General features: G+C 68.5%; 11 protein-coding genes. 9 read left to right on the top strand and 2 right to left on the bottom strand.

Features of this window, described 5'->3' with window-relative positions; translation table 11 throughout:
• The first annotated feature begins 20 nt into the window (after positions 1-20).
• The 7 genes from ACK3BB_RS18710 (at position 21) to ACK3BB_RS18740 (ending at position 8,093) form a co-directional block, all read left to right on the top strand.
• Positions 21-1,802: an acyl-CoA dehydrogenase C-terminal domain-containing protein gene (locus ACK3BB_RS18710; protein ID WP_428926156.1), complete on the top strand. Its 1,782-nt coding sequence runs from the start codon at positions 21-23 to the stop codon at positions 1,800-1,802.
• A gap of 58 nt (positions 1,803-1,860) precedes the next feature.
• Positions 1,861-2,073, top strand: a complete 213-nt coding sequence (locus ACK3BB_RS18715) for a hypothetical protein (RefSeq protein WP_428926157.1) — start codon at positions 1,861-1,863, stop codon at positions 2,071-2,073.
• A 485-nt stretch (positions 2,074-2,558) separates the two neighbouring features.
• Positions 2,559-3,194, top strand: a complete 636-nt coding sequence (locus ACK3BB_RS18720; RefSeq protein ID WP_428926158.1) for a glutathione S-transferase family protein — start codon at positions 2,559-2,561, stop codon at positions 3,192-3,194.
• 11 nt (positions 3,195-3,205) lie between these two features.
• Positions 3,206-4,417 (top strand): acetyl-CoA C-acetyltransferase, encoded by a 1,212-nt coding sequence (locus ACK3BB_RS18725; RefSeq protein ID WP_428926159.1) that lies wholly within the window; start codon positions 3,206-3,208, stop codon positions 4,415-4,417.
• A complete protein-coding gene (locus ACK3BB_RS18730; protein WP_428926160.1) occupies positions 4,417-4,878 on the top strand; it encodes a cupin domain-containing protein in 462 nt (153 codons plus the stop codon). Before ACK3BB_RS18725 ends, ACK3BB_RS18730 begins: the two co-directional genes overlap by 1 nt.
• Positions 4,879-4,929: 51 nt before the next feature.
• On the top strand, positions 4,930-7,131 hold the full coding sequence (locus ACK3BB_RS18735) for a 3-hydroxyacyl-CoA dehydrogenase NAD-binding domain-containing protein (protein ID WP_428926161.1): 2,202 nt from the start codon (positions 4,930-4,932) through the stop codon (positions 7,129-7,131).
• A 35-nt stretch (positions 7,132-7,166) separates the two neighbouring features.
• A complete protein-coding gene (locus ACK3BB_RS18740) occupies positions 7,167-8,093 on the top strand; it encodes a hypothetical protein (protein ID WP_428926162.1) in 927 nt (308 codons plus the stop codon).
• A 66-nt stretch (positions 8,094-8,159) separates the two neighbouring features.
• On the opposite strand, the gene ACK3BB_RS18745 is transcribed toward ACK3BB_RS18740, so the two are convergent.
• Positions 8,160-8,816, bottom strand: a complete 657-nt coding sequence (locus ACK3BB_RS18745) for a sulfotransferase family 2 domain-containing protein (RefSeq protein ID WP_428926163.1) — start codon at positions 8,814-8,816, stop codon at positions 8,160-8,162.
• Between the two features lie 93 nt (positions 8,817-8,909).
• Between ACK3BB_RS18745 and ACK3BB_RS18750 the strand changes: the two genes are divergently transcribed.
• Positions 8,910-10,535, top strand: a complete 1,626-nt coding sequence (locus ACK3BB_RS18750; protein WP_428926164.1) for an AMP-binding protein — start codon at positions 8,910-8,912, stop codon at positions 10,533-10,535.
• Positions 10,536-10,610: 75 nt separating this feature from the next.
• Positions 10,611-11,627, top strand: a complete 1,017-nt coding sequence (locus ACK3BB_RS18755) for a hypothetical protein (protein ID WP_428926165.1) — start codon at positions 10,611-10,613, stop codon at positions 11,625-11,627.
• 371 nt (positions 11,628-11,998) lie between these two features.
• Here ACK3BB_RS18755 and ACK3BB_RS18760 read toward each other — a convergent pair whose 3' ends face one another.
• A complete protein-coding gene (locus ACK3BB_RS18760) occupies positions 11,999-13,585 on the bottom strand; it encodes an SPOR domain-containing protein (RefSeq protein WP_428926166.1) in 1,587 nt (528 codons plus the stop codon).
• Positions 13,586-13,588: the final 3 nt, after the last annotated feature.

The following is a 13,588-nucleotide window of genomic DNA, read 5'->3' on the forward strand; positions in this document are numbered from 1 at the left end:
AGACTGACGGGAGGACCACCATGCCCAGCTATACCGCACCCACCAGGGACACCCAGTTCGTGCTGCACGACGTGCTCAAGGTGACCGAAGCCGGAATCCCCGGCTATGACGAGATGGAGGCGAGCTTTACCAGCGCCATCCTCGAGGAAGCGGGCAAGCTGAGCGGTGAGGTTCTGGCGCCCCTGAACGTCGTGGGTGATACCGAGGGCTGCGTGCTTGAGAATGGCGTGGTCCGCACCCCGGCCGGCTTTGGCGAGGCCTTCGACCAGATGAAGGCCGGCGGCTGGACCGGTATCGATTTCCCCGAAGAATTCGGGGGCCAGAACATGCCCTATGTCATGTCGACGGCGGTGGGCGAGTATTTCTCGGCCGCCAACCAGGCCTTCACCATGTACCAGGGGCTGACCCACGGGGCGGCCTCGGCGATCCTGGCCCACGGGACCGAGGATCAGAAGGCCACTTACCTTCCCAACATGGTGTCCTGCGAATGGACGGGCACCATGAACCTGACCGAGCCCCATTGCGGCACCGACCTGGGCCTGATGCGCACCAAGGCCGAGCCGCAGGGCGACGGCAGCTACAAGATCACCGGCCAGAAGATCTTTATCTCGGCCGGCGAACACGACATGGCCGACAACATCATCCATCTCGTGCTGGCCAAGATCCCCGGCGGGCCCGAAGGCATCAAGGGCGTGTCGCTCTTCATCGTGCCCAAGTTCCTGGTCAACGAGGACGGCAGCCTGGGCGCGCGCAACGGCGTGAGCTGCGGCAAAATCGAAGAAAAGATGGGCATCCACGGCAACTCGACCTGCGTGATGAACTACGACGGGGCCACCGGCTGGCTGCTGGGCGAGGAGCACAAGGGCATGCGGGCGATGTTCACGATGATGAACGAAGCGCGCCTGGGTGTCGGCATGCAGGGCCTGGCCCAGGCCGACGCGGCCTATCAGAACGCCGTGGATTACGCCAAGGACCGGCTGCAGGGCCGCGACGTGACCGGGGCCAAGAACCCCGACGGGCCGGCCGATCCGCTGATCGTGCATCCCGACATCCGCCGGTCGCTGATGGACCAGAAGAGCTTTGCCGAGGGCGCCCGGGCGTTTGTGCTCTGGGGTGCGGTGATGATCGACCGGGCCCACCGGCTGGAAGACGCCGATGCCGACGGGATGATCTCGCTGCTGACGCCGGTCATCAAGGGCTTCCTGACCGACAAGGGCTACGACATGACGGTCCAGGCCCAGCAGGTCTATGGCGGGCATGGCTACATCGAGGAATGGGGCATGTCGCAATTCACCCGCGATGCCCGGATCGCGATGATCTACGAAGGCGCGAACGGCGTGCAGGCGCTGGACCTCGTGGGGCGCAAGCTGGCCCAGCAGGGCGGCAAACATGTCATGGCCTTCTTCGAACTGGTCAAGGGCTTCTGCAAGGAAAACGCCGAGGCCGACGAGGCCTATGTGACCGGCTTCATCGAGCCGCTGAAAGCGGCGTCCAAGGACCTGCAGGCGGCGGGGATGTATTTCATGCAGAACGGCATGAAGAACCCCAACAACGCGCTGGCCGGGTCCTATGACTTCATGCACATGTTCGGCCATGTCTGCCTGGGCCTGATGTGGGCGATGATGGGCAAGGCCTCGATGGAGGCGCTGGCCGCGGGCAGCTCTGACGTGACGTTCCACGAGACCAAGCTGGCCACGGGACGGTATTACATGGCTCGACAGCTGCCGGCGACGGCGATGCACCTGGCGCGGATCCAGAGCGGGGCCGAACCGGTCATGGCGCTCGACGCGGCGAACTTCTAAGGTCCGGGCAACGGTGGGTCGCAACGACCCACCCTACCCTGCCGAAGGAGAGGCCCCGATGCCCAAGCGCTTTCGCCTGACCCGCCGTTTTCCCGTCGCGATGACGGAAGACGGGTATCGCCGACTGCGCCGGTTCGCGCGCGAGGCGGGGCTGGACGAAGGCGAGGCGCTGAGCTTCCTCTTCGAACATTTCGACAGCGTGACCGACCTGGACGCGCTGAGCCACAGGCTGCGGCTGTTCAACGCGGAGCTCGACGACCGCAAGCGCTGACGGCAGGCCGGGATCTGCGATCGGGGAGGATCGAGGATGAGGGAAACGGGGATCGCAGGCGTGGCAGGCACTGGCACCCGGTTTTCGGGGGTTGCGCCTGTGTTGTCTGCAGGATGCCTGCGGCAGCGGTATTTTTGCCAAGAAGAAGACAGGGCGTCGCGCACGGGTCCATTTCGTACGGGTCGACGTCGACCGGGCCAACGTCGGGGCCCCTGCCCTACGCGCCCGGCTCCTGCCCCAGGTCTGGTGCCAGGTCCGGTGCCAGGTCCACCCCGCCGCGCGGCCCGACCGCCCGGCGGAACGCAGGCGCGGCGGCGGAGCTTCTCCTTGGGCGGTCATCGGCTCCTCAGCCTGTACCGCGCCTGTCATGAAACGCCATCAACCTTAACAAAGGGTTACGGGAAGGGCGCAACTGCAGCTTCTTCTTGGCCCAAATACCCGACGCCAACCCCGGCCACGGGCCATGACCAGGGAGTATCAGCCCCATGACGATCAAGCTTCATTGCTTCGGCGAATCCGGCCATTCCTACAAGGCCGCCCTGGCCCTGCAGTTCCACGGGCTGGACTGGGAACCGGTCAAGGTCGATTTCTTCAACGGCGAGACCCGCACGCCCGAGTATCGGGCCAATGTCAACGAGATGGGCGAAGCGCCGGTCCTGGTCGACGGTGACATCCGCCTGTCGCAATCGGGCGTCATCCAGCAATACCTGACGGACAAGACCGGCAAGCTGGGCGGCGAAGGCACGGACCGCTACGAGGTCCTGCGCTGGGTGCTCTGGGACAACCACAAGCTCAGCTCCTTTGCCGGCATCACCCGTTTCCTCATGAACTTCCTGCCCGAGGACAAGCGACCCGCCGAGACCATCGCCTTCCTGCAGGGCCGCCTGAAAGGCGCCTATGCCATCCTCGACGCCCATCTCGACGGCCGCGACTGGCTGGTCGGCACCGGCGTGACCAATGCCGACCTGACCTGCTGCGGCTATCTCTACTACCCCGAGCCCTTCGGCTTTGACCGCAAGGACTGGCCCAATATCGACGCCTGGTTGACCCGCCTCAGCGCCCAGCCCGGCTGGAAAGCCCCCTACGATCTGATGCCCGGCAACCCTTCGGACCGGGCCTGAAGGAGACCAAGATGACCGACGCTTATATCTACGACGCATTGCGCACCCCGCGGGGCAAGGGCCGCAAGGACGGCGCCCTGCACGAGATCACATCGCTCCGGCTCTCGGCCCAGACGCTCAACGCTGTCAAGGCACGCAACAACCTCGACGGTCATGCCGTCGAGGACGTGATCTGGGGCAATGTCACCCAGGTCATGGAACAGGGCGGCTGCCTGGCCCGCTCGGCCGTGCTGGCCTCGGATCTTGACGAATCGATCCCCGGCCTGGCCATCAACCGGTTCTGTGCCAGCGGCATGGAGGCCGTGAACCTGGCCGCCAACCAGGTCAGGGGCGGCGCGGGCGAGGCCTATATCGCCGGCGGGGTCGAGATGATGGGCCGCGTGGCCATGGGCTCGGACGGGGCGGCGATTGCCGTCGATCCCAGCGTGGCCATGGACAGCTATTTCGTGCCCCAGGGCATCAGCGCCGACATCATCGCCACCAAGTACGGCTTTACCCGCGACCAGGCCGATGCCCTGGCCGTGGAATCCCAGCGCCGGGCCAAGGCCGCCTGGGACGACAACCGCTTTGCCAAGTCGGTGATCACGGTGACCGACCAGAACGGCCTGCCCCTGCTGGACCATGACGAATACATGCGCCCGCAGACCGACATGCAGGCCCTGGGCGCGCTGAACCCGTCGTTCCAGGCCATGGGCGAGGTCATGCCCGGCTTCGACAAGATCGCCCTGATGAAATACCCCGAGCTGGAGCGGGTGAACCACATCCACCATGCCGGCAATTCCTCGGGCATCGTCGACGGCGCGGCAGCCGTGCTGATCGGCAACAAGGAGTTCGGCGAGAAATACGGGCTCAAGCCCCGCGCCCGCATCCGCGCCACGGCCAAGATCGGCACCGACCCGACCATCATGCTGACCGGCCCCGTCCCGGTGACCGAGAAGATCCTCAAGGACAACGGCATGGCCATCGGCGACATCGACCTCTTCGAGGTCAACGAGGCCTTTGCCTCGGTCGTGCTGCGCTTCATGCAGGCCTTCGACGTCGATCCCGGCGTGGTCAATGTCAACGGCGGCTCGATCGCCATGGGCCACCCGCTGGGCGCCACCGGCGCGATCATCATCGGCACCCTCCTGGACGAGCTGGAACGCTCGGACAAGGAAACCGGGCTGGCGACGCTGTGCATCGCCTCGGGCATGGGCGCGGCAACGATCATCGAGCGGGTCTGATGCCCAAACTCGATCCCGACGCCCTGAAGGCGGCGGCCCATCGCGATGCGGACGAGCTGGGCGCCTTCGAACGCATCACGCTCGGCGATCCCGGCGGGCTGACGCAATTCGGCGTCGCGATCGAGACGCTCATGCCCGGCGCGCGGTCGTCGAACCGGCACTGGCATCTCAGGGAGGACGAATTCCTGCTGATGCTGGACGGCGCGGCCGTGCTGGTCGAGGAGACCGGCGAAAGCGCCATCGGCCCCGGGGACGCGGTCTGCTGGCCGGCCGGGGCGGCAAACGGGCACATGGTGGTCAACCGATCCGATGCGCCCTGCCGGTTTCTCATCGTCGGCACCCGCGCGACGGACGACATCTGCACCTACCCCGACCTGGGGCAGACGCTTTACAACGAAGGCCCGAACTGGCGCCTGGTCGATGATGCGACCGGGGCGATCATCCGGCAGGGCACCCGCTGATCCGGACGCGGCCATCGGCCCGCGATCCGCAGACAAACGACGGAGATGGAAATGAACGATTTCACCATGGCCAAGGGCGACGACGGCGTCGCGGTGATCACCTGGGACGTTCCGGAAAAATCGATGAACGTGATGTCCCTGCATGGCTTGCAGGAACTGAGCGACCTGTTCGATGACGCGCTGGCCGACGAGGCCGTCAAGGGCATCGTCATCACCTCGGGCAAGGACGGCTCCTTTGCCGGCGGGATGGATCTGAACATCCTGGCCAAGATGAAGGAAGACGCCGGCGACGACCCGGCCCGCGGCCTGTTCGAGGGCACGATGCAGATGCATGCCCTGCTGCGCAAGATCGAGCTGGCCGGCATGGATTTCAAGACCAAGAAGGGCGGCAAGCCCGTGGCCGCCGCCCTGCCCGGCACCGCCGCCGGCATCGGGCTGGAACTGCCGCTGGCCACGCACCGGATCTTCGTGGCCGACAATCCCAAGGCGCGGATCGGCCTGCCCGAGATCATGGTCGGCATCTTCCCCGGCGCGGGCGGCACCACCCGGCTGGTGCGCAAGCTGGGCGCCATGGGAGCTTCGCAATTCCTGCTGGAAGGCAAGATGGTCGACCCCAAGAAGGCCAAGTCGGCCGGGCTGATCGACGAGGTGGTCGCCGACCCGCTGGCCGCCGCCAGGGACTGGGTGCTGAACGCCAAGGGCGCCGACCTGGTCAAACCCTGGGACGCCAAGGGCTACAAGATGCCCGGCGGCGCACCCTATCACCCCGCAGGCTTCATGACCTTCGTGGGCGCCAACGCCATGGTCCATGGCAAGACCCAGGGCGCCTTCCCCGCGCCCAAGGCCCTGCTCTCGGCCGTCTACGAAGGCGCGCTGGTCGATTTTGACACCGCGCTGCGGATCGAGGCCCGCTGGTTCACCAACGTGCTGATGAACCCGTCGTCGGGCGCGATGATCCGGTCGCTCTTCCTCAACAAGGAAGCGCTGGAGAAAGGCGCCGTGCGGCCGGCCGGCGTGCCGGACCAGACGGTCAAGAAACTGGGCGTTCTGGGCGCCGGCATGATGGGCGCGGGCATCGCACTGGTCTCGGCCATGGCCGGCATCGAGGTCGTGCTGATCGACCGTGACCAGGCAGCGGCCGACAAGGGCAAGGCCTATGCCGAAAGCTATGCCGACAAGGGCATCAAGCGCGGCAAGTCCACGCCCGAGAAGAAAGAGGCCATGCTGGGCCTGATCAATGCCACGCCCGACCTGGACGCGCTCAAGGGCTGCGACCTGATCATCGAGGCGGTCTTCGAAGACCCATCGGTCAAGGCCGAGATGACCCAAAAGGTCGAGGCGATCATCCCCGAGGATTGCATCTTTGCGTCCAACACCTCGACCCTGCCGATCACCGAACTGGCCAAGGCCAGCGCCCGGCAGGAGCAGTTCATCGGCATCCACTTCTTCTCGCCGGTGGAAAAGATGCTGCTGGTCGAGATCATCAAGGGCGCCAACACGGGCGACCGCGCGGTGGCCAAGGCGCTGGATTACGTGCGCCAGATCCGCAAGACGCCCATCGTGGTCAACGACGCCCGGTTCTTCTACGCCAACCGCTGCATCATCCCCTACATGAACGAGATGCTGCGCATGATCACCGAAGGCGTGGCCATGCCCCTGATCGACCATGCCGCGCTGCAGATGGGCTTCCCCGTCGGCCCCGTCCAGCTGAACGACGAGACCTCCATCGACCTGGGCGCCAAGATCGCGCGGGCGACCAAGGCCGCCATGGGCAATGCCTACCCGGACAACCCGGGCGACGATCTGATCTTCTGGATGGAAGAACAGGGGCGGCTGGGCCGCAAGTCCAAGGCCGGGTTCTTCGACTATGACGAGGCCGGCAAGCGGCAGGGCTACTGGGCCGGGGTGACCGACAAGTATCCGCTGCTCGACGACCAGCCCGACCTGATCGAGGTGCAGGAACGGCTGATGTTCTCGCAGGCCCTGGAAGCGGTGCGCGCGCTGGAGGAAGGCGTGCTGATGGACATCCGCGAAGGGGATGTCGGCGCGATCCTGGGCTGGGGCTTTGCGCCCTGGTCGGGCGGGCCGCTCAGCTGGCTCGACATCATCGGCACGCCCTATGCGGCCGAACGCTGCGACGCGCTGACCGAGGCATTCGGGCCGCGGTTCACCTGCCCGCCGCTCCTGCGCGAGATGGCAGCCAAGGGCCAGAGCTTCTACGGCCGGTTCGGCCCGAAAGCCGCGGCGGCCTGAGCGCCGCCCGACCGGCACCCTGACGGAGGATCGCGATGACCCCGCCGACCACCCTGCCCTGGCCGGCCGTCGCGATCCTTCTGGGCACATCGCTGGGCGCGGCGGCCCTCGCCGCGCTTGTCTCTCCCGCCGCCGCCCTGCCCGCGCTGGCCGGCGCACTGGCCGGGCTGGTGGCCGGGTTCCTGGCCCCGCCCGGGCGCGAGACCCTGCCGCTGCTGGCCGGGCTGGCCGCCCTGGCCCTGCTGTTGGCCTCGCCCGGCCCGGCCCTGCTGGGCCTGCTGGCCCTGGTGCTCTGCGCCCTGTCCGGCTGGGAGGCCATGGCCAGCGGCGGACGCGCCGCGGTGCTGGCGCTCTACATCTGGCTTGCCGTCCAGGTCATCCCGGCCATGCCCGGTACCGCCCTTGCCGTGCCCGTTGCCGCCGCCGCCCTGCTGGCCGGCTGGGGCGTCGCCCGGGCCTCCGGCCTCTCGGGCAAGGCCGCCCGGCCACCCTGTTCGCCCCTGCACGGGTTGATCCTGGCGCTCTACCTCGCCTTCGGCCTGGGCCTGGCCCTGCTGGTCATGCACCATCTCGACAGCCCCTTCGCCCATTGGATCATGCTGATCTTCACCATGCGCGCCCTGGCCCCGCCGGCCATGACCGCCCGCGCCACCCTGCGCTTCGGCCTGGGCGCCGGGCTGGGCTGCCTGGCCGGGCTGGCCGCCATCGCCCTGCATCCGCCCCATGGCCTGGCCATCGCCCTGGCCCTGGCCTGCCTCGTCGGTGCCATCCGCCTGGTCCCCCATCCCCGGCCCTTCACCCCGGCGCTTGTCTCGGCCGCCGTCCTGCTGCTGGTCGCCCCCGATGCCCATGCCGCCCTCTTCCGCATGGAAATCACCGCCCTGGTCGTCACCCTGTCGCTCGGCCTCTCCACGGCCCTGGGCCTGCTGCTGACCGACCCCCGCGCCCGCCCCGCCGCCTGAAGCTTGCCTGGCCGGTCAGGCGCCACGATCCTGCTTCTTTCTCTTTGAAAATATCCGGCCGCTCGGTCAGCCCCCGGGCCCGAACCCGTAAGAAAACCGGGCCACGTCCGCCGCACAGGCCCGGCCCACCGCCTCGGCCGCCGCATCGGTGTAATAGCCCCGGTAATCCCGCTCCCGTTGCGACACGTTCTCGATCGGCAGCTCCAGCCGGAACCCCAGATGCGCCCAGAGCGGCGCGGCATCCGTCTCGAAATGTTCCAGCCGGATATAGGCCGCGCAATGTTCGACCCCGTCGGCCCGGGTCATGTAGCTGGCCGCCGGCGTCGCCCGCAGCGAGGCCAGGATCATGGCATCGGTCGCGAAATCCGCGAATTCCAGCCGCCGGGCCCGGGCCACGGCCGGATGGTCGAACGCCTGCGCCCGCAGCCAGTGGTAATAGCTGACCATCCGGTCCCAGGGATTGCGCACCAGGGTAAAGGCAAACAGCCCGGCCAGCTCCTCGCCCGTCACCAGCCCGTCGATGTCGCGCAGGGTCGAATGTTTCCACAGCCGCCCGCGGCTGGCGACGTCCTTGACCCGGTGCCGCCGGCGCCGGGCCTTGGGCGTGTCGCCCAGCAGGATGTCATCCTTCATCGCCCGGCCTTCCAGCGCCAGCGCCAGCGCCGTGCCCCCGGTCTTGGGAATGTGAACGAAGACATAGCCCCGCCCTCGGCTGAGGATCATGCGCCCCCCTTTACGGCCCTTTTCATTGCCCCGATCGCCCCGCATTATGCTGCCTTGTCAGGACAATAGATCGCATCGGCAGGGAGGAAAACCATGGGCTGGATGAGCGACGAGACCGGGCTGGACAAATGCGAGGCCAACCACGTGCCGCTGACCCCGCTGTCGGGCCTGCGCCGGGCGGCGGCGGTCTACCGGGACGAACCGGCCGTGGTCTACGGCGACCACCGCAAGACCTATGCCGAATACATCGACCGCGTCACCCGGCTGGCCTCGGCCCTGGCCGCCATGGGAGTCACCCCCGGCCAGGTGGTGGCCACGATCCTGCCCAACATCCCCGCCCATGCCGAGGCCCATTTCGGTGTGCCGGCCTGCGGTGCCGTGCTCAATGCCATCAACACCCGGCTCGATGCCGGGACGGTGGCCTATATCTTCTCCCATGGCGAGGCGAAGGTGGTGCTTGTCGACAGCCAGTTCATCCCCCTGGCCGAAGCGGCCATCGCCGCGATGGACGGCCCCGGCCCGGTGATCGTCGAAGTGCCCGACGCGGCCCATGGCCACCCTGCCACCGGCCGTCACCGCTGCTATGACGACCTGCTCGCCGGGGGCGACCCGGCCCAAGGCTGGATCATGCCCGAGGACGAATGGGAAAGCCTTGCGCTCAACTATACCTCGGGCACCACGGGCAAGCCCAAGGGCGTGGTCTATTCCCACCGCGGCGCCTACCTGAACGCCATGGGCCAGGTGATCAGCTGGAACATGGTCCAGCGCCCGCGCTACCTGACCATCGTGCCGCTCTTTCACTGCAACGGCTGGTGCCACACCTGGATGATGCCCATGGTCGGCGGCTGCGTCGTCTGCTGCCGCGACATCACCGCCCCGGCGATCTTTGCGGCCATCGCCGACGAAGGCGTCACCCATTTCGGCGGCGCACCCATCGTGCTGAACATGCTGATCAACGCCCCGCGCCACGAGCGCCGCGATTTCGGCCACGTGGTCGAGGTCTTTACCGCCGGCGCCCCGCCGGCCCCGGCCACCCTGGCCAAGATCGAGCCGATGGGGTTCAACGTCACCCATGTCTACGGGCTGACCGAGGTCTATGGGCCTGCCACCGAATGCACCTGGGGTCCGGGGCTCGACCGCCTGACCGGCACCGACCGGGCCCGGGCCAAGGCGCGGCAGGGCGTGGCCATGCCCTTCATGGAAGACGTCACCGTCGTCGACGCCAACATGGACCAGATCCCCATGGATGCCACCGCCGACGGCGAGATCGTCTTCAAGGGCAACGGCGTGATGAAGGGCTATTACAAGAACCCGGAGGCCACGGCCGAGGCCTTTCGCGGCGGTTATTTCCATTCCGGCGACATCGCCATCCAGCACCCCGACACCTATGTCCAGATCACCGACCGGGCCAAGGACATCATCATCTCGGGCGGCGAGAACATCTCGTCCGTCGAGGTCGAGGCCGCGCTGATGGATCACCCGGCGGTGTCGCTGGCCGCCGTCGTGGCCCGGCCGGACGAGACATGGGGCGAAGTGCCCTGTGCCTTCATCGAGCTGAAGGACGGCGCCGAGGCCGACGAGGCCGGGCTGATCGCCCATGCCCGGGCGCGTATCGCCCATTACAAGGCGCCCAAGCACGTGATCTTTCAGGAACTCCCCAAGACCTCGACCGGCAAGATCCAGAAGTTCGAACTGCGCGCCATCGCCAAGGCGCTGTGACCGGAGTATGTTTGCCGCCCACGCGAGAGCCGTGATAAGCTCGGCCAAAACAATGAGGCAGCAGACCCCATCCCGATGACCGCGCTCACCCGGTACCAACGGATCGAAGCCACGGGGCTTTGGCGGGCCAGTCCCGACGACCAGAGACGCGAAGTCATCGTGTCGCTGGGCGAGGCCACGCTTGTGATCACCGATCTCAACGACCGGGCCCTGACCCATTGGTCGCTGGCCGCCGTGATCCGCCAGAACCCGGGCGAACGGCCGGCGATCTTTCATCCCGACGGCGATCCCGGCGAGACGCTGGAACTGGCCGAATCCGAGGCCGAGATGATCGAGGCCATGGACACCCTGCGCCGGGCCATCGACCGCGCCCGCCCCCGGCCGGGGCGGCTGCGCGTGCTGTCGGTCGTGCTGTCGGTGGCCATCGTGGCCGGGCTGGGGGTGTTCTGGCTGCCCGGCGCGCTGAAGCGCCAGGCCGTGACCGTGGTGCCGTCGATCAAGCGCCAGGACATCGGCGAGGCGCTGATGGGCCGGCTGGAGCGCATGACGGGCCGGGCCTGTGCCCAGAATACGGCCGGGGCGCCGCTGCACCGGCTGGCCCTGCGGACCCAGCTGCGCCAGATCGCCGTGATGCCCGAGGGCGTGCGCGATGCGCTGTTGCTGCCCGGCGGGCTGATGCTGGTGAACCGGCGGCTGATCGAGGATCACGAGGACCCGGCGATCCTGGCCGGCTACATGCTGGCCGAAAAGGCCCGGGCCGCGCAGCGCGACCCGCTCGACGAGTTGCTCAGCTTTGGCGGGCCGGCGGCCTCGTTCCGGCTGCTGACCACCGGCGCCCTGGCCGAGGAGACGCTGAGCGACTATGCCGAACACGTGCTGACCCGGCCCCGGCCCGACCCGGACGAGGCCATCCTGCTGGACATCTTTGCCAAGGCCCGGGTGACAACGGCGCCGTATGCCTATGACCGCGACGCCAGCGGCGAGACGGTGCTGGGCCTGATCGAGGCCGATCCCACCGCCGGCCAGGCCGCGCCGCCGGTCATGACCGACCGCGACTGGGTGCTGTTGCAGAACATCTGCCTGTCGGAATGAGGTCGGATTATTCGCGCTGAGCTGACTGGCCGGCAAGATCGGGCGTGCCGGGCGCTGCTGTGACATGGGCCCTGCGCCCGGCGCGGTGTCCACTGCGCCTTTGCCCCTGCGGGAAGGCATGGATGCCCCGTCCCGATGCCTGACGTTCTTTGGTCAGGCGGGCGCGGCATGGATCCGTTGCGCGCTGCGTATGGCCCGAGCGGCGGGGCCAGCCCCGCCCTACCTTCACCAACGCAATAGAAACCGCGCTCTTGCAGGACAGGCGGGCCTCGGGCACCTGCCCGGTGCGTCCTCCGCCTCTTAGGGCAGGTGGAACATTGCCACCCGCCCCGATGCGTGTCGTCCAGCGGAACAGCCGCGCCGCCCGGCGATCAGCGGGTGATGCGCGCGCCCGAATAGCCGGCGCCGCGCACCTTGCCCAGGGCGGATTGCGCCGCGGCATCCGAGGTAAAGGGCCCGGCCAGCACCAGCTTGTAGGTCCGGCTGCCCTTGGTCGCCGTGCCCAGCCGCATGGTCAGCCCGCTGCGCCGCGCCAGCTGCTGCGCCGCCCGGCGCGCCTCGGCATCGGAATTGAACGCCCCGACCCGCACGTATTGCGGCGCCACGGCCTGGGGCTGCGGTTGCGCCTGGCGGACCTTGCCGACGGTATCGGTGCGCACGGAATCGATCCGGCGAGGCGGGCTCGACGTGGTGGTCCGGGTGGTGGTGCCGACCCGCCGCACCTGGGCGTCCTTCAGCACCGTGTCGGCCGATTGCACCCGGTCGGTGCGGGCCATGGCCACTTCGGCGGGCACCGGCACGGCCCGCGTGCGCGGCACGTCGTCGTTCCAGATCGCCGCCGTCTGGGCATTGCCCGCCGCGCTGGTCACGCCGCGCATCGGGTTCAGCCGGTCGTCCTCCCAGGCCGGCCGGTAACCCGCCGGCACCTGGGGCGCGCGCTGGCTGGCCGGGGCCAGGGTGCGCACGCCGCGTTGCGGGTTCAGCCGGTCATCTTCCCAGACCGAACGATAGCCCTCGGGCACCGGCAGGTTCATCGCGTTGGCCCGCTCTTCCCAGACATGCCGGGGGATGGCCCGGGTGCCCGGCGGCAGGCTGGCGGCGTCGATGACACGGGTCACCGGGGCCTCGTCCTGCGGGCCGCAGCGCACGGCCAGCCGGCTGCCGTTGGAGATGTATTGCTGGCTCAGCGCCGAGGCGCCCGGGCAGGTGCTGGCCGTTGTCGCGGGCGCCGGACGCGCCGTGGGCACGGCGGTGCTGCGCGTGGGGGTCGTTGTCGTGGCCACGGCGGGCGCGGATGCGGCGGCCACCGGCGCGGCGGCAGTCGTGCGCGGCACGGGGGCCGGAGCCGGCGGCGCGCGGTAGACATTGGTCGGCGCGGTGGCAAAGGTCGTCGGCGGGACAACGGCCCGCGCCGGGGCCTGTGTTTGGGCCGGAGCCGGTTCGGATTTCGTGGTCTCGAAAACGGTCGGCGGCGGGGCCGGCGACGGCGTGCGGCCCGACGGCGTGCCGAAGAGCGCGGTGAACGGATCGACCGCCGGTTTCGGCGCCGGGGCGGCGCTGGCGGTGGTATTCGACGTTGTCCCGGTCGTGGTCGTGCCGGTGGTCGTGCGGGCGGTGGTCGTTGTGTCCTGCGGCGCGGCATCGGCCGGGGCCAGGGTGATCTGTTCGACCTGCTGCCCCCCGCCCGACGGCGCGGTCTGGGCCGTGGCCGTGGTGCTGGTCGGCTTGTAGCCGCAGACCAGCTTGCGATCGCGCGACACGCGCGGCACCCAGGTCACCGCTCCATCGATACCCGCCCGGATATAGACGCAGCCCCGGCTGTCGACATATTGGTTGCCCGTGTAGGACGCCGGCGGAAACTCGGCCGGCATCGACCCGTTGCGCAGGCTCTGGGCCTGGGCCGGAGCGACAAGACAGGCCGACAGCAGCAGACCGGCGACAGGTTTCGTAACGCGCATCGT

Origin of the sequence: Marinibacterium sp. SX1 (genome assembly GCF_050389775.1) — a bacterium.
Taxonomy (GTDB): Bacteria; Pseudomonadota; Alphaproteobacteria; order Rhodobacterales; family Rhodobacteraceae; genus Marinibacterium.

Bases quoted from the DNA above. Each gene is read 5' to 3' on its own strand.
- ACK3BB_RS18710 (WP_428926156.1), top strand. From the start codon at position 21: ATGCCCAGCTATACCGCACCCACCAGGGACACCCAGTTCGTGCTGCAC.
- ACK3BB_RS18715 (WP_428926157.1), top strand. From the start codon at position 1,861: ATGCCCAAGCGCTTTCGCCTGACCCGCCGTTTTCCCGTCGCGATGACG.
- ACK3BB_RS18720 (WP_428926158.1), top strand. From the start codon at position 2,559: ATGACGATCAAGCTTCATTGCTTCGGCGAATCCGGCCATTCCTACAAG.
- ACK3BB_RS18725 (WP_428926159.1), top strand. From the start codon at position 3,206: ATGACCGACGCTTATATCTACGACGCATTGCGCACCCCGCGGGGCAAG.
- ACK3BB_RS18730 (WP_428926160.1), top strand. From the start codon at position 4,417: ATGCCCAAACTCGATCCCGACGCCCTGAAGGCGGCGGCCCATCGCGAT.
- ACK3BB_RS18735 (WP_428926161.1), top strand. From the start codon at position 4,930: ATGAACGATTTCACCATGGCCAAGGGCGACGACGGCGTCGCGGTGATC.
- ACK3BB_RS18740 (WP_428926162.1), top strand. From the start codon at position 7,167: ATGACCCCGCCGACCACCCTGCCCTGGCCGGCCGTCGCGATCCTTCTG.
- ACK3BB_RS18745 (WP_428926163.1), bottom strand. From the start codon at position 8,816: ATGATCCTCAGCCGAGGGCGGGGCTATGTCTTCGTTCACATTCCCAAG.
- ACK3BB_RS18750 (WP_428926164.1), top strand. From the start codon at position 8,910: ATGGGCTGGATGAGCGACGAGACCGGGCTGGACAAATGCGAGGCCAAC.
- ACK3BB_RS18755 (WP_428926165.1), top strand. From the start codon at position 10,611: ATGACCGCGCTCACCCGGTACCAACGGATCGAAGCCACGGGGCTTTGG.
- ACK3BB_RS18760 (WP_428926166.1), bottom strand. From the start codon at position 13,585: ATGCGCGTTACGAAACCTGTCGCCGGTCTGCTGCTGTCGGCCTGTCTT.